Raw genomic sequence first — 24103 nt, 5'->3', positions numbered from 1 at the left:
CCCCGGCAGCCGACCGCTGCCGGCGCGGCCGGTACCGGGGGAGGTCGATCGCGCCGTCGCCGAAGTCCAGGTGCTCGCGCGTCCCTCGACGCGTGCCGTCGATCCGCACCTGGACCAGGGGCCGCGCCACGTCCCGACGCGGTCGGGTACCGGCAACGGCTCAAGGCAGCGGCCGGCGGTCACCGGCCACCCTGTCCGCCCAGTCGGGCGTCGCGTCGCGCGTCAGTGTTCTGGATCTGCCATCTCTGGTTGTCGCCGCCCCAGCACGACCACAGTTGCGTCTTGAGGCTGGCGGTGTTCACGTCGAGGCAGAGGCCGGAGTGAAGGCTGCGGATGGTGCCGTCGGTGCCCACCGTCCAACGCTGGTTGTCACCGCCGTTGCACGCCCACGTACCGACCACGGTGCCGTTCGTCGTCCCGCTGCTGTACGCGTCCAGGCACTTCTGGCCCCCGAGTGCGGTGATCTGTCCGCCTGCCGTCAAGGTCCACTGCTGGCCGACCGAGTTGGCGCAGGTGTACACCTGGACCTGGATGTTCGCCGTGGTCCCGCCGGGAATGTCCAGACAGCGCCCGGTGCCGGCGTTGCGCAGCAGGCCGGCCGGGGCCGGGACGTCGCCGTCCAGGCCCCAGCCGTACCGGAGGCGCTCGCGGCCGCTGGCACTGGGGGTGCTGAGGGTGAGGTCGGTACCGGTGCCGTGCAGTTTCTGCATGGCATACCAGTCGTCGCCCTGGCCGGCGCGTATCTTCCCGCCCAGCCCGGGCCAGTAGACGGAGCCGATCCGCAGTTCCCGGAGCACCGTGGTGGTGGCCCGGAAGTAGCGGACGAAGTTGTCGGTGCTGCCGGCGTCGTGGTAGTTGAGCCCGGTATCCATCGGCGCGCCGAACTCGTCGACGACAGTGCGGTCGGCGCAGGAGCCGATCGCGTTCCGCAGGTACGCCACCCACTGGTCGTAGGTCTTCGCGCCGCTGAAGAACGTGTAGTGGTGCAGCGACAGGAACGTCCCGTCAAGGCGGCGGTCGGCGCACATGGATTTGATGTCGGTGTTCAGGCCGGCACCGCTGACGAAGATGCGGTTCCGCGGAATCGACGGGCGGCTGCTGATCCAGTTGCTCACCACGTTCGCCCACTCGGCGGCGCTGTGCCCCGCGGGTTCGTTCATCGGCTCGAAGTGGACGAGGTTGTTGGTGCCGTACCGGGCAAGCACGGTGTTCCACATGGCGTCGAAGGCGCTGGGGTTGACGATGCGACCGTCGCGGGCGGCCACCCCGTCGTCCCAGTAGGAGAGGACGACCTTGAATCCTTTCGCGGTGGCCGCGTCTATCGCGCCCGTGTACGCGTTCCACCAACTCGTCCCGACGGTGTAGGTGTTGATCGGGAGCCGGACGGTGTTGGCGCCGAGGTTGTTCTCGAAGCCGGTGTAGACGGCGTTGGCTTTCGCCACGACCGTCTGGTAGCTGTCGGAGCCGCTCAACCCGTGAAGGACCAGCGGTCCACCGTGGAAGTTGTCACCGAGCCGGGCCCAGTTGACGCCGCGGAACGGGGCCGTGTCGGCGGCGGCCGTCGAGGCGTTCTGGTGCTCGACGACCGCGAGCGCGCTGAGAGCGGTGAGGATGCAGGCGAGCGCCCGGGCGAGGTAGCGCCTGGGACGGGTGTGGGGCATGGTCGTGCCTTCCCGGTGGCGGTTGGTCACGTCTGCGCTGTACAGGAGCTGTTGATGTCGGCCGCCCGGCGGCAGGTGGCCGAGCCGGCGCGGAGCTTGCCCTCACCGCGCCGGCCCCCTCCCAGATCGCTCGCAGCGAGCATGTCAGCGTCATGCCGCTGCTGTGGCGCCTGGAAAGCCTCGCTCCCCCGCTTCACCCGGATCTCCGGTCAGCGGGTGGAGTGGCCGCGCACACTCATGCCATTGACCCGGGTATGGCTGACGATCGCTTTTGGCGTCCGCTCACACAGGTCATGAATGGAGAACGTTACGCGTCGACGACCAAAAGATTGACAGATTGCCATGGTCCATTCAAGAGGGAGCCGTCGATAAATGTGAACCTGAGCTCTCGTGCAACTAACCGGAGAAGCGGGACTATTCACGGCACCCCTTTCATAACCTTTTCATGCATCCAATTGGAGTGACGGACGCGTGTAAATCGCGGAAGTTTTCGTTATCGGCGGCCGGCTTGAAGAGTCGCAGTCGCCGTAGTGCCGAATGCGCCGAGCCGCTCTCGGCCGACTCGGCTCCCACCACGACGGAATTCTCGGTCGCCCCGGCGAGCGCGGGTTTGTCGAGCACCGTGTCCGACCGCGCCAGAGGGACGGGGAGCAGCGTCAGGGCGACGATCAGCCGCTCAAGGGGCACCAGATCGCCGGCGGCCCGGCCGCAGTCCGTACAGGATCGCGTGTGCCTGGTGATGCGCTTACGCCACAGCGTGCTCGGTACGCCGTCCCAGCCCCCCAGCGCGGCGGCCAGCCGCGGGCACCGGGGACTGGCCTCCAGCGCGGCGACGAGTGACCGGCTCGCCTCCAGCTGGTTGCGCATCCTCTGAACGCGCACGCCCGCGTGAGCCACGCTCGTTCCCAGCGCCGCCGCGAGCTCCGACCTCGTCAGCCGGCCCGCGGTCTCCAGCCACCACAGCGACAGCAGGGCCCGGGCATCCGGACCGAGCCATCGACTGGCGCGTACGGTCTTTCGGCGATGACCGGACAGCTCGACGTGGATCAGGGCAAGGTTCTCGGCGTCGGCGTCCGGCGGGTCGGTCATCTCGTCGAGGGAGGCCGTCCGTTCGGCGTCCGCCTGCCGCCGGTGCAGATGGGTGCTGATCTGTCGTGTCGCGATCGTGGCCAGCCAGGGCCGGAAGCACTCCGGGGCGCGCAGCGTGCGCAGCTCGGGAAGTGCCCGGAGCATCGTCTCCTGCACCACGTCGTCGACGTCCGCAAGCTCACCCAGTGCCCTGCGCACGATCGCGTACACCAGCGGCAGGTACGTCGCGGCCAGGTCGTCGAGCGCTCGTGCATCACCGGCCTGTGCGGCGACGACCAAGCTCGTCTCGTCGGCTCGGCCGGCTCGCGTCACGAGTCCATACACGTTGTCCCGGGCAAGGCGGCGCCAGGTGCCGCGCTCGTCGGCGCCCTCGGGTTCGCGGGCACGATCGACTCGTGCGCGGTCGGCCGGTAACGCTGGGCGGTCCATCATCGCCCCGGCCCTCCGCCATCGAAGGCAGGAGCGATGCCGTCGACATGTCCCGGCGCCGGGGAGGCAGGCAACACCGTGGCCCCGGCCGGATCGTCGGCGAGTCTCCGGCCACCGGCCGGGATCCGGCCAAGGATCGCCTGGTTGCGCTGGGGGTCCGCGCGTAATGCCCCGGTATGCCCGGCGGCGTCGCAGCCCGATGCGATGGCGTTGCCGGTGACGCCGCGCCCGCCCCGCCCCTTCGCCGGGGCCGGCGCCTCGGCGACCCGGCACTCGGTCTCGAGGGTGCGGGCCCCGCGGTGGACAACCGCCTTCATCGATCCTCCCTCTCCATGGTGTCGAACGTCCCTTCCGCGGTGGATCGGCATGGTCCGGGGGTGACGGCGAGCAGCCGCCGGCCGGCCTGCTCCGGCCGTATGTGCGGTCCGTCGGGTGCGTGTGCCGTTCGCTGACGGGCCGCGGTCATCACCGTTTCGTCAATCCGGATGCCCAGGCCCGGCGTGTCGCCGAGCACGAAGGCGCCGTCCTCGACGTGCAGGTCCATCGCGACGCCGATCGGCGGCCGCAGGTCCTGCAGTTCGCTGACGAGGTGGTTGGGCACCGATGTCGCGGCGTGCAGCAGCGCGGCAGGCGTGTTGCCGATCGGGCTGACCGGCAGGTCGTAGGCGTGCGCCAGCGCGGCGACACGCAGGAAGTGGGTGACTCCCCAGACGGCGGCCGTCTGGACGATGTCGACGCCTCCCGCCGCGATCAGCGGGCGGAACTGCTCGAGGCCGGTGAGGTTCTCCCCACTGGCGACCGCCGTCCGTACGCCACGGCTGACAGCGGCCAGGCCGTCGGCGTCCCAGCGCCGGACCGGCTCCTCGATCCAGGTCAGGTCGAGTGTGCGTTCCAGCTCACCGACGTGGCGTACCGCCTGCTTGCGGCTCCAGGACTCGTTCGCGTCCAGCATGAGCCCTGGCCGGGTCCCGTGCGCGGCCTCGGTCAATACCTCGCGTACTAGCGACAGCCGGTGCCGGTCACGCTCGATGTCCAGGCCTCCCTTGAGCTTCGCCGCCCTCAGCCCGTGTTCGGCGTAGGTCTGGTAGGTGGCGACGAGTTCGTCGTCGGTGAGGCCGATGTCCAAGCCGGAGGCGTAGGCGTGGACCATGCGGTCGTTGCCGCCGAGCAACCGCCACAGCGGCTCACCCGCGGCCTGTGCCTTGATGTCCCACAACGCCGTGTCGAACGCCCCGATCGTGCCGAACACCACGCCGGCATGCCCGGCTTTGAAGGTGTGCCGCAGCATGCGGTCGTAGAGGGCGGTCACCGCGCGCGGGTCCTGGCCGTCGATGGCGGCGAAGATCACCTCGGCTTCCACGTGCGGTCCCAGGCCGACTCCGGTGATCCCCTCATCGGTCTCGACGACGACGACCGGCACGGGCACGACGCCGTCGACGTACACGCCGTTGGCGTCACCGACAGGCCGGCCCCATCGCTGAACCGTCGTCAGGGTCCTGTACCCGGTGATGCGCATGCGTCAGCCCTTCGTCGCGCCGGCCGTCACGCCGTCAGCGATCTGGCGCTGCAGGAACAGGTAGGTCACCAACACGGGTAGCCCGGCGATCAGGACACCGGCTGCGAAGGTGGGAATGTCGGCGGAGTACTGGCCGCGCAGTGAGGTGATGCCCACCATCAGGGTGCGATGGTCGGCCGACGGCATCATCAGCAGCGAGATGAGCACGTCGTTCCAGCAGAACAGCGCGTCGAGGATGCCCACCGACAGCAGGGCCGGAGCGCCCATCGGCAGCATGATGCGCCGGTAGACGCCGTACAGGGTGTTCCCGTCGATCCGTGCGGCGTCGACGAGCTCGGGGGGCACCGCTCGGTAGTAGCTCGTCATCAAGAAGACGGTGAACGGCAGGAACTGCGCCACGTAGGCGAGGATCAGCCCCGGATAGGTGTCGATGAGACCGCCGCCGGCCATGATCCTGGCCAGCGGCACCATGATCACCTGGAACGGGATGAACAGCGCCGCGAGGCAGACCAGATACAGCGCGGACGAGCCACGGAACCGCACCTGGGCCAGCGCGAACCCGGCCATGGACCCGATGAGCAGTAACAGCGCCACTGCGCAGGCCACCACGATCACGGAGTTGAGGAAGTACCGCCCCATGCCGACGCTGTTCCACGCGGTGCTGAGGTTGTCCCACCGGAGCGTGCTTGCCAGGGAGAACCGGTCGAGGATGTACTCCCGGCGGGACTTCATCGCGACGTTGGCGGTGAACAGCAGCGGGTAGATCGTCGCCAGGGCGAGGAGCGCCATCGGCACGGTGACCAGCCATCTGCTCGGTCCCGGACGAGACATCAGTCCTCCCTCCCCGCCCGGCGCAGCACGCTGACCTGCAGCAGGCCCACGACCAGCATGATGAGGAAGAGGACTGTGGACGCGGCCGACGCGAGCGCCGGGCGGCTCATCTGCCCCTGCTGGACCCAGATGTAGTACTCGGGCAGGTAGGTCGATCCTTCCGGGCCGCCACTGGTCATGACGTAGAGCAGCCCGAACATCGAGGTCAGCATCCCGACCATCGTGGTGACGACGACGAACTGGATGGTGCGGGAGAGACCCGGGAGGATCACGTGCCAGATCATTCGCGCGAGCGAGGCGCCGTCGACCCGGGCGGCGTCCAGAAGTGCGGGGTCCAGGGTCGCGAACCCGGCCAGGAACACCACCAGCGCCATCCCTGACGTCGCCCAGATGTGCACACCGACGACGGCGAAGATGGCCACGTCGGGGTCACCGAGCCAGTCCACCGGGCCGGCCCCCAAGCTGCCGAGCACGGCGTTCAGCGGACCGTCGAACGCCAGGAGCAGGTTGAAGATCGCGCCGACGATCACCGGTGAGAGCACAGCCGGGAAGAAGTAGACGCTCCGGAAGAAGGGGTGTCCTGGCACCCGCAGGTAGAGGAAGGTGGCGAGCAGCCCCGGGATCGCGACCGCGACCGGCAGCAGCAGCACCAGCAGTCCGACGTTGCGCAGCGCGGTGCGGAACAGCGGGTCGCCGAGGAGCTCCGCGTAGTTGTCGAGCCCCACCGTGGCGCCGTTGCGTTCACCGTCACCGGTGAAGGAGAAGTTGACACCCAATCCCAGGGGCCAGAGCCGGAGCACCACGATGATCAGGACAGCGGGGGCGACCAGGACGTAGGGGGCGAGACGTTCGGCGCGACGGCCGCCCCGGACGCGCGGAGATTTCGGCGCAGGGCCGCGGCCATCCACCGCCTCACCTGCGCGCGCCCCGTCGTTCCGCCGTGCTCGTGCTTGACCGGTGCGGACCGACGAACCCATGGGTGACATGGCCTCAGCCCGCCTGGTCGGACGCCGCCAGCTGCTTGACCGCCGCGTCGACCGTGACCGATCCGCTCAGCAGTTGCTGGGACAGCCGCCCCAGCAGGTCCACGGTCTTGGACGACAGGGCCACGTGCAGGGCGGGCTTGCCACGGTCGATCTCGGAGACGATGGTGGCGACGGCCGGGCCACCGCTCGAGACGTCCACGGTGCGGTCGGCCGCGATGGCACCCGCGTCGGCGTAGAACGACTTCAGTGCGTCGGTCGAGGTCAGGGAGCGCACCAGGTCGGCGGCGACCTCGGGGGCCTTGGTCCGCTTCGCGACGGCGTAGCCGATGCCGCCGTCGTAGGGAAGGCTCGGCGTGGCGCCGAGCGTGACGACCGGCGACTTCATGACGCCGACATCGCCGGCGTCGAGGAATTCGGCGAAGTCCTTCCAGTGCCCGACGTCCGACATCAACCCGATGACGTGGGCGGCCTTGTTGGACTGGAAGACCGCGAACGCGTCGTTGAACATCGCCGTCGAGTTCGCCCCGTCGTTGTTCAGGCCTTTGTCGTTGACCTCTTTCCAGAGCGAGAAGATCCGCTTGACCGCCGGCGAGGACCAGTTGCGCTCGCCGGCGATCCAGTCGTCGTACTCCGTGGGCGACAGGACGCCCGAGCCGAGCCCGGACAGGAAGAACTGGATACCGACGCCTTCCTTGTTGCCCTGCGCGAAGCACCTGGCACCGGTCGCCTTGGTGATGGTCCGGCAGTCGGCGACGAACTCGTTCCAGCTGGTGGCCGGCTGCTTTGGGTCCAGCCCTGCCTTCCGGTAGAGCGACTTGTTGTAGTAGATCGGGTGTCCTTGCAAGGTCACCGGAGCGGCATAGGTCTTGCTGTCCTTGGTAAAGGCCTCCCACCCGGCCAGCCGCTTCTTGTCGTCACGGACGTACTCGTCCAGCGGCAGAAGGGAGTCCGCGCGGTCACGGATCTGCCCGCCGCCGTTGAAGAGCATGACGTCCGGCCCCTTGCCGGCTTGGATGGCGGCCCCGAGCAGGGTGTAGTACTGCTCGAACGGCTGCGCGACGAACTCGACCGAAACGCCGGGATGCCGCTTGGCGAAGTCGGCCTTGGCCTTTTTGACGTAGGAGGACGCTGTGGCGTCGCCCGACTTCCAGTCCCAGACGACGAGCTTGCCCTTCGAACCACCGGAAGCCGAGTCCGGGTCGGAGGCGCTTCCGCAGCCGGCTAAGAGAACGAGCCCGGCAACCAGGGTCGCCGACCACAGTGTTCGCTGCTTCATTGCTGCCCCACTCTCCTGAGGTGGCCGGCTGTCCGGCAGTTGAGGTTGAGAAGGAACGCAACTCGTATGACTTATGTAACTCGTATGACGTATGACGTCAACCGGATGCCCTATAGTTGGCGCACATCCGTGGTAGGGCACTGGCCCCGGGGGGTGTCATGACGGCAGTACCGCAGTCATCCGCAGAGGCCTCCGAGGCCCCCGCCTGGAGCCGGCGCCCGGCGAACCTCGCCGCCGCGGTCACGGCTGAGCTGGTGGAGCGGATCGTCCGTGGAGTCCATCCGTCCGGTTCGCCGCTGCCCTCCGAGCCCGTGCTCTGCGAGACCTTCTCGGTCAGCCGCACCGTGGTACGCGAGGCGGTGAAGATACTTCAGGAGAAGGGGCTGGTGCAGGTCCGCCAGGGCGCCGGCACGATGGTCACCCCGCCGGCGATGTGGAACATGCTCGACGAGCTGGTCCTCGGCGCGACCATCGCCGAGGACGAGAGCCTGGCCATCCTCGATCACCTCGTCGCGACCCGCCGCGTGCTGGAGTCCGATATGGCCAACGTCGCCGCCCGCCTGGCGAACGCCGAGGTGATCGACCAGCTACGCAGTCTGGTGGAGCGGATGGATGAGCTCGTCGACGACCCCGCTTCGTACCAAGAGGTGGACCGGGCGTTCCACGACACCGTCATGCAGGCGTCGGGGAACCGCATCGGCCGTGCCGTGGTCCGTTCGCTGGAGCGCCAGGTCATCAACTCCGCCCGTTACATGGGCCGAACCGGCCGCGTCTTCTGCATCACGTCCAACCAGGGCCATCGGCGCGTCTACGAGCGGATAGCCGCTCACGACCCCAAGGGTGCGGCCGAGGCGATGTTCACCCACATCACCGAGGCGTGGGTGGTGCGCCGCAGCGGGCCTGGCGAGCCGACCCGGCTGCGGCGTTAGAGGCGACTGACGGGTCCGGCAGCTCGACGCCGCCGGCGTTCCGCTATCGCAGTGCCCACTGCTGGTTGGTGCCGCCGTTGCAGGACCAGAGGGTGATTTTGGTGCCGTTGGCGGTGCCGCCGGCGTTGGCGTCGAGGCACAGTCCGGACTGGACGCCGGTGATGGTGCCGTCGGTGTTGACGTTCCACTGCTGGTTGTTCTGGCCGTTGCAGTCCCAGATGACGACCGGCGTGCCGTTGGTGGTGCCGCGTCCGCTGGCGTCCAGGCACTTGCCGCCGGAGACGGTCAGTTGCTTGCCGGTGGTGTGGGTCCAGGTCTGGCCGGCCGCGCCGGTGCAGTCCGAGAGTTGGGTCTGGGTGCCGTTGGTGGTGGCGGAGCCGGGGACGGTCAGGCAGCGGCCGGACTGCGCGCCCACGATCTGCTGACCCGTGGGCGGCGGGGTGGTGCCCTGCGGTCCGGCGGACGCCATCACGTCCTGGGCGCCGGAAGGCCAGTTGCCGTTGGCGACCGTGACATTGCCGGAGACCACGTTGCCTCGGTCCCCGTTGGTGATGTTCGTGCTGCCGTTGGTCGACCAGTTGTTGGTGACGGTCCAGTTCCCCATGTTCTCGCCACCCCAGTAGTTGGCCGTCGCCCACGTACCGGTGTTCGAGAAGACATTGTTGGTGGCCGTGTAGTACTTCGAGCCCTCGTCGAAGTACACCCCGAAGTATCCGTTGGTCCGCAGGCAGTGGTTCCGGCTGATCAGCGCACTCGGGTTCCATCCGAGCGTGTAGATGCAGCCACCGTCGTTCATCTGCTGCATTACATCGTGGATGTAGTTGCCGATGAGCCGGTTGTTGGACGCGGTGGTCGGCGTCGTGTAGCGCGGCTGGTAGTTGTACAGGCCGCGGTTGGCATAGTGGTTGCTGCCGCCAGCGTCGTTGGCGCCCCAGCCGTACCCGATCGACATGCCGGAGTACGGCATGTTGTAGACCTCGTTCTGGGCGACGGTGCTGTTGGTGACGTACGTGGTCAGGACAGAGACGATGCCCCGGTAGTCCGCCCCGAGGTCATGGATGCGGTTGTTGCTGATCGTGATGTCCCTGTTGACCATGCGCTGGTCGCTGGGGTGGTGGGCGTCGGCGCGCACGCCGCCCACGAGGATGCCACCGGCTGAGCTCCGGGTGATCTCCGACCGGGTCACCGTGATGTCGCGGGCCCCCAGGCCGACGCCGCTGGCGTGCGCGCCCGCGTCGTTGCCGATACCGATGGCCGTCTGGCCCAGGTTGACGAACCGGGAGTCGCTGAAGGTGATGGTGTTGGCGGCGGAGATCTGCACGGCGGCCGGCATCTGCCGCCAGTGGGGCCGGGCGGCCTCGAACTGCGTGCAGCCGTTGTGGCAGGAGTCGAAGCCCGGCCAGCTCCAGTCGCCGGAGAGGTACGCGCCGGTCTGCTGGTCCGCGTAACCCTGGTTGCTGCTGGGGCCCAGCCAGCTCGTACCGGTGAAGGTGATCCCGCTGAACGTGATGTGGTGCGCCGGCTCGCCGTACGTGCCCCCGAGGTTCACCAGCGACTGCAGCGTCGGCAGTTCCACGCTGACGTTGCTCATGTTCTGCCCGGCCTGGGGTTTGTAGTACAGGGCTCCGGCCCTGGGGTTGAGGTACCACTCGCCGGGCGAGTCCAGGAACTCATGCGCGTTGGACAGGTAGAACGGACCGGCCCGGTGCGGCCGCATGAGGGTGTCGTAGCCGAAGTTGTTGTTGTTCCACGCCGGCTGCTGCATCGTGATGAAGTTCCCGCTGATGCTCTGCACCGGCGAGTACCGGTCGGTGAAGGAGTTGACGCTCTCCACCTCGATCCGGCTCTGGTCGGCCAGGTTGTTCAGATAGCTCAGCGCACCGCCCGAAAACCTCATTCCGGCGCTGGTGGCCGTGAAATCGGCCCTGTTCACCTGCGTGCGTGCCCGGGTGGCGACGGCGCCGTCGACATAGAGCTGCCGGGTGTCGAGACCGGTTGGCACGTCGGCCTTCCAGATGTTCTTGGCCGCGTCGGCCACCGACCAGCCGGTGACCGCCCGGGCACCGGTGATCACCGGACGCGCCGACGGGGCGGCCCGCCACACGACCGTGTGGCCGCCCGAGCCGGAGTCCTCCGCCGTCAGCCGCAAGGGTCGGTCCAGCCGGTACACACCGTCGGCCAACTGCACCACGATGTCGTCCGACATGGTGTCGTTGAGCGACCGCACCGCCGCCTGCGCGGCTGTCAGTGAGCACGGCTGCGCGCTGGAACAGTCGGTACCGGTGCCGGACGGTGAGACGTGCAACGTGAGGGGGGCTGCGGATGCGGGCGCGGGGAAGGCCATCACGGCGGTCGCGGTCAAACCGGCCGTCGCGGCTACGGCGAGAAGCCGCATTCGTATCGTGGGGGTCGTGAACACGTTTTCTCCTTGTGGGTTCCAGGACGGAAGGGGAGGACGGCACGTCCGGGCTGCTCGGCGTGCGGGGACGAGGGCTCGCAGAGGGGGCACGATGTTCGGGCGTGGGCGTTGCGCCCGGCTCGGCGCCGATCGCCGTACGGTCGGCGAGTCGTACGGCGGTCGGTGCACGGGCCGGTCGGACCGTGGTGCGGTTTCCCGTCGGCCGATGCGTATGACGTATGACGTCGTTCGGAAACCAAAGCCACCCCTGTCAACCGGTCGAGGGAGCGTTTTCCAGCCCCTGGAGGACGGTCCGGAGATAGGACAGCCCGTCACGGGCAAGGGCGTTCTGCGACGGGGCGAGCGGCCGCCAGATCGAGGCCGCGGTGGCGATGGCCTCGTTCTGCGCGGTGAACGACTCGATGCACACCGCGCCGCCGTAGCCGGTCGTGGCCAGACCGGCGAGGAAGCGTGGCCAGTCGAAGTGGTCGGCGCCCGGAGTGCCGCGGTCGGTGCCGCTGACCTGGACGTGCTTGAGATGGGGACCAGCCGTGACGAGCGCCCCGTAGGGGTCGGCCTCCTCGATGTTCATGTGATAGGTGTCGATCATGAGGCCGACGTTCGCGGGCAGGCCGTCGATCAGCTCCACCGCCTGCTCGACCGTGTTGACGACGCTCGTCTCATAGCGGTTGAGGGCCTCCACGCCGATGCTCACGCCCCGCTCCCCCGCGTAGTCGGCCACCGGCCGCAGGGCGCGGCGCACGTCCGCGTAACAGGCCGCGCGCTCCCCCGGTGACATGCGCCAGGTCCGCCCCACCGCGGCGTAGACCGGGCCGCCGACGCAGGGCGCGCCGACGGCCACCGCACTGTCCACACACGTTTTCAGGTACGCCACGGTGGAGGCGACGACCTCCGGCGGGGCGTTCGCGAGGTCACGTCCGGGCGAGGTGACCGCACAGACGCCGACCGCGCGCAGACCGTAGGCCGCCAGCAGGTCCCGGGTGCGGGCCGGGTCCCAGTCGCCGGGTCGCTCGATCGGCAGCTCGACCGCGTCGAAACCGAACGCGGCGATCCGCGGCACCAGCTCCGCCAGGGCGTCGTCGTCGACCGGCGAGGCCCAGACCCACGGGTTGACACCGATGGTGTACACCGGACTACTTCCAGCGCCGCGGATAACCGGGAAGGTCCGTGCAGCCGCACATCGCGTAGTGCAGCGGCGGCATGCCGGGGTCGACGTACTCGTCCAGGTTGTCCTGGGTGATGGTCGGCTGGGGCAGCTTCCACGGGTTCGGCACCCGCTCGCCGCCGAGGATCTTCAGCGCCGCGATGATCGGGGTGCGCCACTGGTAGGTCGGGTAGGTCGGGGCGATCGCCGTGAGCTTCTTGTCCTTCCACAGCTTCAGGAAGTCGAGCTGGTCCTCGCCGTTGATCGGCGGCACGGGCTTGCCGGCGTCCTCGAACGCCTCGACCGCCGCGCCCGCGACGGCCCCGGCGTCCATCCAGACGCCGTCGATCGTGCCGTACCGCTGGAGGTAGTCGTTGACGATCTTTTTCGTCCTGGCCGGGTCGCCGTCGGTGAACTCGACGCCGACGACGTCGACGCCCGCCTTGTCGAAGGCGACCTTCGCCGCGGACCAACGGGTCTCCAGCACGTCGACGCCGGGCAGGATGCGCAGCGCGAGCACCTTGCCGCCGCGCTTCATCCTCTCGGTGACGAACTCCGCCGCGACGTGGCCGAATCCGTAGCCGCCGATCGGGTTGATGAACGTCACCGGGCAGCTCGTGTCGACGCCGCGGTCGAAGACGATGACCGGCAGGCCCTTCCGGCAGGCGGCCTCCACGGCCGGGGTGAGCGTCGCCGTGGTGTTCGGCGAGACGATGAGCGCGTGGCAGCCCTTGCCGAGCAGGTCGTTGATGTCGGCGATCTGCTTCTGGTCCTTGCCTTCGGCATCGACGTGGACGAACTCGGAGATCCGGCCGCGGTGCGTGTCGACCTCGGCCTGCATGGTCTTGAAACCGACCTGGCGCCAGGGGTTGTTCAGCCCGGCGTTGGAGAAGCAGATCTTGTACGGTCCGGGCTTCTTGAACTTCGCGGTCTCCACCATCGCCGGGTTGAGCGCCTGCTCCCAGGGCTTGCCGGGCGGCCCGGTGGGCGCGGCGTCCAGGAGCGCGAGCTGCTTGTCGTAGTCGGCCCGCACGAAGAACTTCGACTGCTTCCCTGTGCCCGCCCCGGTGCCCGCGGAGGGCGAACCCGATGCGCCGGTGGTGGGCTCGTCGGTGGAGCAGCCGGCCAGCACCAGTAAGGCGCTCACGGCCAGCACCGTCATGGAATGCCTCACTGGATCCCCTTCATCTGGACGGGAGACGGAAGGACGCCGCCGCCACGGCGAGCAGAATGATCGCGCCCTGGACGGTCGGTTCGAGGGCGCCGGAGACGCCGTAGAAGTTCATGAGCGTGAAGAGCGTCTCGAGGGTCAGCGCGCCCAGCATCGCGCCGACGACCGAACCGCGGCCCCCGCCCAGAGCGACACCGCCGAGGACCGCCGCGGTGATCGCGCCGAACTCCAGGCCGGCACCGGCCTGGAACGACACTCCGCTGTACCCGCCGATCAGGACCGCCGCGAGTGTGGCGGCGAGTCCGCTGAGGACGAACGCCATGGTCTTGGCGCGCCACACGCGCACGCCGCTCAGCTCGGCGGTGCGCGGGTTGCCGCCGACGGCGACCAGGGTGCGGCCGAAGTCCGACCGCGTCAGCACCAACGCCGCAGCGGCCGCCGCCACCAGGACGACCAGGGCGTACGGTATCCGGCCCAGCGCGGGCACGTCCTCGAACGCCGACCGGCCGAGCCGGCGGAACTCCTCGGACAGGCCGCCCTTGGGGGCACCGTCGGACCACAGGTACACGGCACCGACGAGGATCAGGAACATCCCGAGGGTCGTGATGAACGACGGCACCCGCAGCCGCGTGGTGACGAGGCCGTTGACGAGGCCGACGGCGATGCCGAACGCGAACAGGAGCACGACGACAGGCCAGCCGGCCGACGGATCACCGTCGATCAGCCGGGCGGCGATGACCACCTGCGCGGTGACCAGAGAGCCGACGGACAGGTCCAACTCGCCGGAGACGATCACGAAGTACTGGCCGGCGGCGAGCAGGACGACCGGCGCGCAGCGGCCGAGGAACGACATCAGCGACGGCGGCGAGAGGAAGTCCGGTTGGCGGGCGGTCAGCAGCACCAGCAACACCGCCAGGATCACGACGATCGGTGCGAGACCGCCGGAGCGGAACTCAAGGAGCCGCAGTGGGCGCGCGATCCGCATGCTAGGACGCCTTTCGCATCGCCCGGCGGGCGTAGACGGCGACCGCCGCGATGATGATCACGCCACGGATCACCTGCTTGAAGAACGCGTCGACCTCGAGTTGGTTGAAGACGGCGTCGATGCTCGCGAGCAGCAGCACGCCGCCGACCGTGCCGGCAACGCTGCCGCGCCCGCCGGCCAGGGCGGTGCCGCCGAGCACCACCGCGGCGATCGACTCCAGGTCGTACAGTCCCTCGGTGCCCACTCTCGGTGCGCCGGCGCCGAGCCGACCGGCGAGGTAGACCCCGGCGAGGCCGGCGCACAGGGCGCACAGCACATGGGCGGTGACGAGGACCCGGCTGCCCCGCACGCCGGAGAGCCGGGCGACCTCCGGGTCACCGCCCACGGCGATCAGGTGGTGGCCGAAGCGGGTGCGCGCCAGCACGAACCAGGCCGCGGCGGCGACGGCGAGCAGCAGCAGGAACGACAGCGGCACCGGGCCGATGCGCTGGTACCCCAGGCCCTGCACGAGGGCGGGCGCGGTCTTGCCGGCCGGGCCGTCGTATCCGTTGTCGAGGTATCCCTTCAGCAGCAGTCCGACGCCGACGGTCGCGATGAAGGGGTTGATCCGCGCTGCGGTGACGAGCAGACCGTTGACGAGGCCGATCGCGGCGCTGACGGCGAGCGCCAGGCCGATCGCGGGCAGCATGGCACTGTCGTCACCGGCCATGGTCTCGGCGGCGACGAGGGTGCTCAGGCTGACCACGTACGCCACGGACAGGTCCAGCGAGCCCCCGACGACGACCAGCGTCTGGCCGACCGCGACGAGGCCCAGACCGGCGGCGACGTGCAGCAGGCTCACCGTCGTCGGCACGCTGAACAGCCGGCCGCCGTCGATCCTGACGATGAGCCAGCCGACCGCCAGGGTGAGGACCAGGGCGACGAACACGCCGGGCGGGGTCCGCCGGGCGGGCAGGGACAGCGCGCCGCTCATCCGGCCGCCTCCCGCGCGGTGCCGACCGCCAGGGCGACGACATCCTCCTCCGTCGCGCCGGCGGGCAGCTCGCCGGCGATCCGGCCGTCGCGCATGACGATGATCCGGTCGCTCATGCCGAGCAGCTCGGGCAGCTCGGACGAGACCATCAGCACGGCGGCACCGTCGCGGGCCAGCCGGCGGACGAGATCGTGGATCGCCGACTTGGCGCCCACGTCGATGCCCCGGGTCGGCTCGTCGAAGAGCAGGATCCCCGGGGCGAGCGCGAGCCACCTGGCCAGCACGACCTTCTGCTGGTTGCCCCCGGACAGGAAACGGATCTCCTGCTCCTCCCCCGCGGCGCGAAGATCGACGGCCGTGAGCAGCTCCCGGACCCGCGCGGTCCGCGCACCGCGGCCGAGCCGGCCCGGGCGGACGGCGCGGGCGGCCAGCAGCGCGTTGTCGAGCACCGATTGCCCGGCGACGATCCCCTCGCCCTTGCGGTCCTCGGAGACGTAGGCGATACCGGCCCGTATCGCGGCGCGGGGCGAGCGCAGCCGGACCGGCGCTCCGTCGACGGTCACCTGGCCGGTGCTGAACGGTGCGGCACCGAACAGGGCGCGGGCCAGCGCCGACCGGCCGGAACCCTGCAGGCCGCCGACACCGAGCACCTCGCCGGCGCGCACCCGCAGGTCGATGCCGCGCAGCTTCCGGTTGCCTCCGCCCCGGACACTCAGCCGCACCGGGCCCAGCTCCTGCGGCTGCGCCGGGCCGGGGTAGTAGCTCGACAGCTCGCGGCCGACCATGTGGCGCACCAGCTGATCGGCGCTGGTGTCCGCGGTGTCCAGGGTTGCCACCGCCCGGCCGTCCTTGAGCACCGTGATCCGGCTGGACAGGTCGAAGACCTCCTTGAGGCGGTGCGAGACGTACAGCACGGCTATCCCGTGCTCCTGCAACCGCCGTACGAGCGCGTAGAGCTGGCCGACTTCGTGGTCGGCGAGAGCCGCGGTGGGCTCGTCCATGATGAGCAGCCTCGCGTCGAGGGCGAGCGCCTTGACGATCTCGACCACCTGTTGCTGCGCCACGCCGAGTCGTCCCACGCGCGTGTCGGGCGGTAACGAGCCCTCCCCGATCGAGGTGAGGAGCCCCGTGGTGTGGCTGAGCATCGCCCTGCGGTCGACGAGCCCGCGGCGCAGGGGCTCGCGGCCCAGCCAGACGTTCTCCGCGACCGTACGCTCGGGCAGCAGGGTCAACTCCTGGTGGACGATGCCGATACCGGCCTGTTGGGCCTCACGCGGGCCGGGGAACGTCCGCGGTGCGCCGGCGAACTCGATCGTTCCCTCGTCGGGCTGGTGGACGCCGGACACCACCTTCATGAGCGTGGACTTGCCGGCGCCGTTCTCGCCGACGACCGCGTGCACCTCGCCCGGCCGGACCTGGAGGTCGACGCCGTCGAGGACCCGCACGCCGAGGAACGACTTGCCGATGCCTCGCAGAGCGAGCAGCGGCGACGGCAGCAGGCCAGACATCGTGGGACCCTCTACATTCGCGTCGTCAGCAGGATTGAGTCACCGGTAGCTGAGCTATCGTCGAATAGCCGCGAACTTTCTTTGCACGCGATGGCGACATCGCGGACCCGAGGGTAAATGCCTCGATGAGCGCCTGGCAATAGCACCGGACATCTCGGTGGCCCATTCGCCGTGCGAACTGCTCAATGCGGGACGGCGATTGGCCGGCGGCGGTTGATACGCAAAATGTGTTATCGAATCGGTCCTCCCACGGTCGCACGCCCAGCCGCGACGACTGATGCGCAAAATGTGTTATGGCATCGATCCGACGACAGTCGCGCGCCGAACCGGCGATGATTCATGCGCAAAATGTGTTATGGAATCGGCCGCACCCGAAGCATATTGACTGTTGCGATAGGCCGCTGCATGCTGTCCGGCAGATCACGGGAGACGGTCGCATCTGGTGTGACGCCCCCCTCTCTTCCGTAGGGACTTGACTGCCCGTCACGGCGGACGGGATGACGAGCTGACGGCACACGCGTGCCTACGACGCGCTCAGGCACTCCGGCGCATCGGAGGTGCGGCCGGCGTATGCCCGTGGTCATGCCATCGTTGCTCCGCCGAAATAGGAGACGGCATGCGTCGCATCATATTTGTCCTGGGGGCGATCGCGAGCGTGCTCCTGTCGCTCGTCATCGCGCCACCGGCGTCAGCGGCGCCGGCCTTCCGAGCCCTGGTCTTCACGAAGACGACCGGCTACCGGCACGATTCGATCCCTGCCGGCCTCGCGATGTTCCGGGAGCAGGCGGCGGCCAACAATTTCGAGTTGGTCCACAGCGAGGACTCGAGCGTTTTCACCCCGGCGAACCTCGCCACCTTCGACGTGCTCATCATGTTCCAGACCTCGGGAATGGTGTGGACCACGGCGGCCCAACGCCAGGCGGTGGAGGGCTACCTCGCCAGCGGCAAGGGCATCGTCGCGATCCACAACGCCACGGACATGGGCGTCGAGAACGAGTACCCGTGGTGGGACCAGACCATCAACGGCGGCGCGCACATGCCGGAGCACTCCCCCGGCGTGCTGTCCGGCACCGCCGTCGTCGCGGACAAGAAGCACCCGTCGACGGCCGGCCTGCCGGACCGCTGGAACCGCAGCGAGGAGTGGTACAACTTCGACCGCAACCCCCGCGGTGACGTCCACGTCCTGGTCACCGCGGACGAGCGCACGTACAACCCGGGCTCCCGCGCCATGGGGCCGGACCACCCCATCTCCTGGTGCCGCTCCACCGGCGGCGGCCGCGTGTGGGCCACCGCCATGGGGCACACCAGCGCGGCCTACAGCGAGACCCATTTCCGCAACCACGTCCTCGGGGGCGTCAAGTGGGCCGCCGGCAACGAGCCCGGCGACTGCGGTGGCACCGTGTGGAGCAACTTCGAGAAGCGCGCCCTCGACGACAACACCGCGGACCCGATGGCCCTCGCGGTCGCCCCGGACGGGCGGGTGCTGTACGTCCAGCGGGGCGGGCAGCTGAAGATCTTCAAACCGACCACGAACAAGACCGTGACGGCCGCCACGCTCAGCGTCTACACGGGCGGTGAGGACGGCCTCACCGGACTGGCGCTCGACCCCGACTTCGCCAAGAACGGTTACGTGTACCTGTACCACTCCCCGGCCGGAGTCCCGAACGACATCAACCGGGTCTCACGGTTCACGCTCACCGGCGACACCCTGAACATGTCGAGCCAGGTGACGATCATCGACATCCCCGCGACCCGGGACCGCACGTTCGCCGAACCCGGCCACACGGGCGGCTACATCGAGTTCGGCCCCGACAAGAACCTCTACATCGGCACCGGGGACGACGTCCCACCGAACCTCGACCCCAACTGGCAGGGCTACGCCCCGCTGGACTGGCGGCAGGGCAAGGCCAACCTCGACGCCGCCCGCACCGCCGGCAACACCAACGACCTGCGGGGCAAGCTCCTGCGCATCCGGCCGTCGGCCGACGGCGGCTACACCGTCCCGGCCGGCAACCTCTACCCGCAGGGCACGGCGCAGACCCGGCCGGAGATCTACGCGATGGGCTTCCGCAACCCGTTCCGCTTCTCGATCGACCCGGAGAACGGGTGGGTCTACCTCGCCGACTACGGCCCGGACCGGAACCCGCCGACCACCAACCGGGGCCCCGAAGGGCTCGTCGAGCTCAATGTCATCAAGACACCGGGCAACTACGGCTGGCCGTTCTGCCACGGCGACAACCAGGCCTACGCGCCCTACAACCCGAGCACCGGCGCCGTCGGCGCCAAGTTCAACTGCAACGCGCCGGTCAACAACTCGCCGAACAACACCGGCCTGACCAGCCTCAAGCCGATCGTCGCGCCGAACATGTGGTACGGCTACGGCGTCTCACCGAACTTCCCCGAACTCGGCTCCGGCGGCTCGGGACCGATGGGCGGACCGGTCTACCGCTACGACGCCGCGAACCCGTCCGAGACGAAGTTCCCGCCCTACTACGACGGGGTCCACTTCTTCTACGAATGGTCGCGCCACACCGTCAAGGAGGTCCACTTCGACTCCGCGACCGCGGTCACCCGGACCAACCCCTTCCTGCCCGGCGCCAAGTTCCTCAAGCCCATGGACATGGAGTTCGGGCCCGACGGCTCGCTGTACCTGCTCGAATGGGGCAACAACTTCTCCGGTGGCAACAACGACTCGGGTCTCTACCGCATCGACTACAACCACGGCGGACGGTCGCCGATCGCCAAGGCCACCGGAACGCCCACCAACGGGGACGCGCCACTGAACGTGCAGTTCAGCAGCGCGGGGTCCACGGACCCCGATCCCGGCAGCACGCTCACCTATCACTGGACGTTCGGTGACGGCACCACGTCCACGGCGGCCAACCCGTCCCACACCTACACCGCCAACGGCAACTACACCGCCCAGCTCAAGGTCACCGACAACACCGGCAGGACGGCCTTCGCCAACGTGCCGATCACCGTGGGCAACAGCGCACCGACCGTCACCCTCACGATTCCGACCAACGGCGGGATGCTGGACTTCGGCGACCGCGTCCCGTACAAGGTGTCCGTCTCGGACCCCGGCGGCGCGCCCGTCGACTGCGCCAAGGTGTTCGTCAACCCCGCCCTCGGCCACGACGACCACCAGCACGAGACCACGGACCATCCGGGGTGCTCGGGCACCATCGACACGTCGCTGCTGGGCGGGCACCCCGACGGCGCCAACCTGTACTACGTCCTCAACGCCCGCTACACCGACGACGGCGGCCCCGGCGGTGCGAACCCGCTCACCGGCTACGCCCAGGCGATCCTCCAGCCCAAGCACAAGCAGGCCGAGTTCTACACGGACCAGTCGGGTGTGCAGATCGTCGAGCAGGCCGGCGCGGAGAGCGGCAAACGGGTCGGCGACATCTCCGACGGCGACTGGATCGCGTTCAAACCGATGAGCCTGTCGGGCGTCTCGAGCGTGCGCTACCGCCTGTCGTCGCCGAGCGGCGGCGGATCGATCGAACTGCGCGCCGACTCCCCGACCGGCACGCTCCTGGCCACGACACCGGTGCCCGGCACCGGCGGCTGGAACACCTACCAGTCCACACCGGCGGTGAACACCGCCGATCTCTCCGGCTCGCACCCGCTCTACCTGGTGTTCAAGGGCACCTCGAACAACTGGTTCGACCTCGACTCGCTCACCTTCGGCGGCAACGGGGTCGGCGAACCGGGCAGCGGCGGCGGTGGCGGCGTCGCCGGCCGGACCTGGACGGTCGCGGCGCAGCACAGCGGAAAATTCATGGATGTCGGCGACGCCTCGACCGCTGACGGCGCCCAGATCGTCCAGTGGCCCGCCACCGGCGGCAACAACCAGAAGTGGCAGGCCGTCGACGCCGGTGGCGGCGCCGTCCATCTGAAGGCGGCGCACAGCGACAAGTGCCTCGCCGTCACGGGCGGGTCCACCACCCAGGGCGCGTTCCTTCAGCAGTCCACCTGCAACAACGGCAACCCGCAGAAGTTCCTCGTCACCCCGTCGACCACGGCGGGCGTGTACACGATGAAGAGCGTCCCCAGTGGACTGTGCGTCGACGTCAACGGCGGCTCGACGGCCGACGGCGCACGGCTCCTGCAATGGAGCTGCCACAGCGGCACCAACCAGCAGTGGCGGTTCACCGCCGTATAGCCCGTCCGGTGGATGCCCGGCGCGGTCGCGCGCCGGGCATCCCTTCCTACGACCAGGTGAGGAACCGCCATGGTGTTTCGAATACCTCGGCCCCGCCGGTACGGACGTCTGTCCGCGCTGGGCACCGCCCTGGCGCTTGTCGCCGTCGGCGCCACCGCGGTGGCGGCACCGATCGAGCCCGGGCAGAGCGCCCCCATCGTGGGCGCGCAGTCCGGTCGCTGTCTGACCGTCCCCGGCTCCGCCACCACCAACGGCACCCAGACCCAACTCTCGGACTGCACCGGCGCGGCCGGCCAGACCTGGACCCACACCGCAGGCAAACAACTGACCGTCCCCGGCAACAAGTGCCTCGACGCCAGCGGACGCGGCACCACCAACGGCACCCCGGTCGTCATCTGGGACTGCAACGGCCAGAACAACCAGCAGTGGAACGTCAACACCGACGGCACCATCACCGGCGTCCACTCCGGACTCTGCCTCGACGCCAACGCCGCCGGCACCGCCAACGGCACCAAAATCACCCTCTGGTCCTGCAACGGCGGCACCAACCAGCAGTGGAGCTCGCCGACCCCGCCGCCGGACCCGCCGGTGCCGGGTGGCGCGGGCACGTGCGACATCTACGCCTCGGGCGGCACCCCCTGCATCGCCGCCCACAGCACCGTACGAGCGCTCTACGGCACCTACGACGGCAACCTCTACCAGGTCCGGCGCTCGTCCGACAGCACGACCCGGAACATCGGCGTCCGGAGCGCGGGTGGCACCGCCGACGCGACGACGCAGGACTCGTTCTGCGCGGGGACCACCTGTGTCGTCACCGTCGTCTACGACCAGTCCGGACGCGGGAACGACCTGTGGTACCAGGGATCGAGTGTGGTTCCCGGATCCAGCCAGAGCCGCCCGGCGACCGCGACGTCGGAGTCGCTGGCGGTCGGCGGCAGCAAGGCCTACTCGCTCTACATCAACCCCGGCAACAGCTACTGGCGGGACGGCCACCTGACCGGCGTACCCACCGGCAGTGCCCCCGAAGGCATGTACATGGTGACCAGCGGCACCCATGTCAACGGCGGCTGCTGCTTCGACTACGGCAACAGTGAGACGACCCGAGCGGCCGACGCGGCCGGGGCGATGGACGCGATCAATTTCAGCACTCAGTGCTGGTTCGGCGGCTGCGCCGGCTCCGGCCCATGGGTCCAGGCCGATCTCGAATGGGGGCTCTACTCCGGTGGCAGTCAGACCTGGAACAGGAACCAGCGGGCCTTCACCAGCAAGTTCGTGACGGCGATGCTGAAGAACAACGGGACGAGCCGTTTCGCGCTCAAGGGCGGCAACGGCCAGACCGGAAGCCTGACCACGCTCTGGGACGGCGCGCTTCCGCCCGGCTACAGCCCCATGAAGAAGCAGGGCGCCATCATCCTCGGCAGCGGTGGTGACTGCTGCAAGCCCGGCGGCGGCGCGAACCTCAGCGCCGGCACCTTCTACGAGGGCGCGATGGTGTCCGGATACCCGTCCGACGCGACCGAGAACGCGGTACAGGCCAACATCGTCGCCGCCGGCTACCGCTGAGTCGCTCCATCCATGAAGGGAGAAACGTGATGCGACAAGGGAAGCATCGTCACCGATGGCGCGCGCCGATCGCCGTGGCCATCACGCTCTTACTCGCCGCGGCCGGCATCAGCGGCATCACGGGGACGTCCGCCGCCGCCGAGGCCCCCTCTCGCGCCGCGAGCGCCGGATGTGGCAAGCCCCCCACGCTGTCGAGTGGTCCGCGCTCGATTCAGAGCAGCGGCAAGACGCGGAACTACATCCTGCGGGTGCCCGCCAACTACGACAACAACCGCCCGTACCGACTGGTCTTCGGTTTCCACTGGAACGGCGGCACCGCAGGCGACGTCGACTCGGGAGGTACCAGCGGATACTCCTGGTCGTACTACGGCCTGCGGGCGATCTCGAACGACAGCGCGATCTTCGTCGCTCCCCAGGGCCTCGGGAACGGCTGGGCCAACTCCAACGGCGAGGATCTGACCTTCGTCGACGACATGATCAGGCAGATCGAAGCGGGCCTGTGTGTCGACACCAACCAGCGCTTCGCCGGGGGCTTCAGCTACGGAGGCGGCATGAGTTTCGCCCTCGCGTGCGCCCGGCCGACAGTGTTCCGCGCGGTCGCCGTCTACGCGGGCGGACAGTTGAGCGGGTGCAACGGCGGTACTCAGCCGGTCGCGTACATCGGACTGCACGGCTTGCGGGACCCGGTGCTCCCGATCGCCACAGGACGTTCGCTGCGGGACAGGTTCGTGCGGAACAACGGCTGCACCCTCCAGAATCCGCCGGAGCCGGCGCGGGGCAGCCTCACGCATGTCGTCACGACCTACTCGGGGTGCCGCGCCGGCTACCCCGTGGCCTGGGCCGCGTTCGACGCGGGCCATACGCCCAATCCTGTCGATGGTTCACCCGGCGACTACGAACCGGGTGAGAAGTCGTGGACCCGGGCGGTGGTGTGGAACTTCTTCACCCAGCTCGACGGCTCGCCGCCCACCCCGCCGACCCCGACGACGTTCCGGCTGCGCAACGAGGGTTCGGGCCGGTGCCTGGACGTCAACGGCGCGAACGCGGCCAACGGCACCCCGATGATCGTCTGGGACTGCCACAGCAACGCCAACCAGCAGTTCACCCAGAACGGTGCGACGCTGCGGGTGCTGGGCAAGTGCGTGCACGTCCCGGCCGACGCCGCCGCCGGCACGCGGGTGCAGATCCAGGACTGCGACGGTGGCGCGAACCAGCAGTGGGCCTTCAACGGCAACGGCACGATCCGCAACAGTCAGAACGGGCTGTGCCTGGATGTCAACGGCGCGAGCACCGCCAACGGCTCCGCGGTCATCGTGTGGAACTGCCATGACGGCGCCAACCAGCGCTGGACGCGAGCATAGGCACACGAGTGAAGGCGGTACGTGACATCACGTGCCGCCTTCACTTGCTCCCTGGCGAGCCCGGGCGCACCACTCCATCACCGTGGTCCTA

17 protein-coding genes are annotated in these 24103 nt (G+C 69.2%); 4 read left to right on the top strand and 13 right to left on the bottom strand.

What is annotated here, in order from left to right:
• Positions 1–179 precede the first annotated feature (179 nt).
• From AC0665_RS09410 to AC0665_RS09380, 7 genes are all read right to left on the bottom strand, one after another.
• Complete coding sequence (locus AC0665_RS09410) at positions 180–1691, bottom strand: RICIN domain-containing protein (RefSeq protein ID WP_478704740.1); 1512 nt, start codon at positions 1689–1691, stop codon at positions 180–182.
• A 402-nt stretch (positions 1692–2093) separates the two neighbouring features.
• Positions 2094–3182, bottom strand: a complete 1089-nt coding sequence (locus tag AC0665_RS09405; RefSeq protein WP_478704739.1) for an RNA polymerase sigma factor — start codon at positions 3180–3182, stop codon at positions 2094–2096.
• A complete protein-coding gene (locus tag AC0665_RS09400; RefSeq protein ID WP_478704738.1) occupies positions 3179–3496 on the bottom strand; it encodes a hypothetical protein in 318 nt (105 codons plus the stop codon). Before AC0665_RS09400 ends, AC0665_RS09405 begins: the two co-directional genes overlap by 4 nt.
• Positions 3493–4695, bottom strand: a complete 1203-nt coding sequence (locus AC0665_RS09395) for a mandelate racemase/muconate lactonizing enzyme family protein (protein WP_478704737.1) — start codon at positions 4693–4695, stop codon at positions 3493–3495. The genes AC0665_RS09400 and AC0665_RS09395 overlap by 4 nt, the downstream gene beginning before the upstream one ends.
• Before the next feature lie 3 nt (positions 4696–4698).
• Positions 4699–5526, bottom strand: a complete 828-nt coding sequence (locus tag AC0665_RS09390) for a carbohydrate ABC transporter permease (RefSeq protein ID WP_478609549.1) — start codon at positions 5524–5526, stop codon at positions 4699–4701.
• The gene (locus tag AC0665_RS09385) at positions 5526–6512 is read right to left on the bottom strand and encodes a carbohydrate ABC transporter permease (RefSeq protein WP_478704736.1); all 987 of its coding nucleotides are present in this window, start codon (positions 6510–6512) and stop codon (positions 5526–5528) included. The genes AC0665_RS09390 and AC0665_RS09385 overlap by 1 nt, the downstream gene beginning before the upstream one ends.
• A 4-nt stretch (positions 6513–6516) precedes the next feature.
• The gene (locus tag AC0665_RS09380; RefSeq protein WP_478704735.1) at positions 6517–7788 is read right to left on the bottom strand and encodes an ABC transporter substrate-binding protein; all 1272 of its coding nucleotides are present in this window, start codon (positions 7786–7788) and stop codon (positions 6517–6519) included.
• Between the two features lie 158 nt (positions 7789–7946).
• Between AC0665_RS09380 and AC0665_RS09375 the strand changes: the two genes are divergently transcribed.
• Positions 7947–8717 (top strand): FadR/GntR family transcriptional regulator, encoded by a 771-nt coding sequence (locus tag AC0665_RS09375; RefSeq protein ID WP_478704734.1) that lies wholly within the window; start codon positions 7947–7949, stop codon positions 8715–8717.
• 43 nt (positions 8718–8760) lie between these two features.
• Here AC0665_RS09375 and AC0665_RS09370 read toward each other — a convergent pair whose 3' ends face one another.
• The 6 genes from AC0665_RS09370 to AC0665_RS09345 all read right to left on the bottom strand — a co-directional run bounded on the left by AC0665_RS09370 (position 8761) and on the right by AC0665_RS09345 (position 16917).
• Entirely contained in the window at positions 8761–11061 is a 2301-nt protein-coding gene (locus AC0665_RS09370) for an RICIN domain-containing protein (RefSeq protein WP_478705025.1), read from the bottom strand.
• A 325-nt stretch (positions 11062–11386) separates the two neighbouring features.
• Complete coding sequence (locus tag AC0665_RS09365) at positions 11387–12265, bottom strand: sugar phosphate isomerase/epimerase family protein (protein WP_478609554.1); 879 nt, start codon at positions 12263–12265, stop codon at positions 11387–11389.
• 4 nt (positions 12266–12269) lie between these two features.
• Positions 12270–13442: a substrate-binding domain-containing protein gene (locus AC0665_RS09360; protein ID WP_478704733.1), complete on the bottom strand. Its 1173-nt coding sequence runs from the start codon at positions 13440–13442 to the stop codon at positions 12270–12272.
• Between the two features lie 22 nt (positions 13443–13464).
• A complete protein-coding gene (locus tag AC0665_RS09355) occupies positions 13465–14436 on the bottom strand; it encodes an ABC transporter permease (RefSeq protein WP_362054488.1) in 972 nt (323 codons plus the stop codon).
• Position 14437: 1 nt separating this feature from the next.
• Positions 14438–15409, bottom strand: a complete 972-nt coding sequence (locus AC0665_RS09350; protein ID WP_478704732.1) for an ABC transporter permease — start codon at positions 15407–15409, stop codon at positions 14438–14440.
• Positions 15406–16917 (bottom strand): sugar ABC transporter ATP-binding protein, encoded by a 1512-nt coding sequence (locus tag AC0665_RS09345; RefSeq protein WP_478704731.1) that lies wholly within the window; start codon positions 16915–16917, stop codon positions 15406–15408. Before AC0665_RS09345 ends, AC0665_RS09350 begins: the two co-directional genes overlap by 4 nt.
• A 616-nt stretch (positions 16918–17533) precedes the next feature.
• On the opposite strand from AC0665_RS09345, the gene AC0665_RS09340 reads away from it, so the two are divergent.
• The 3 genes from AC0665_RS09340 to AC0665_RS09330 all read left to right on the top strand — a co-directional run bounded on the left by AC0665_RS09340 (position 17534) and on the right by AC0665_RS09330 (position 24012).
• On the top strand, positions 17534–21088 hold the full coding sequence (locus AC0665_RS09340) for a ThuA domain-containing protein (protein ID WP_478704730.1): 3555 nt from the start codon (positions 17534–17536) through the stop codon (positions 21086–21088).
• Between the two features lie 69 nt (positions 21089–21157).
• A complete protein-coding gene (locus AC0665_RS09335) occupies positions 21158–22651 on the top strand; it encodes an arabinofuranosidase catalytic domain-containing protein (protein ID WP_478704729.1) in 1494 nt (497 codons plus the stop codon).
• 29 nt (positions 22652–22680) lie between these two features.
• Positions 22681–24012: a ricin-type beta-trefoil lectin domain protein gene (locus AC0665_RS09330; RefSeq protein WP_478704728.1), complete on the top strand. Its 1332-nt coding sequence runs from the start codon at positions 22681–22683 to the stop codon at positions 24010–24012.
• The last annotated feature ends 91 nt before the right edge of the window (positions 24013–24103 follow it).

Source organism: Streptomyces sp. NPDC043685 (assembly GCF_056436585.1).
Note: the sequence above shows the minus strand (reverse complement) of the source record. Positions and strands in the feature narration are given on the sequence as shown.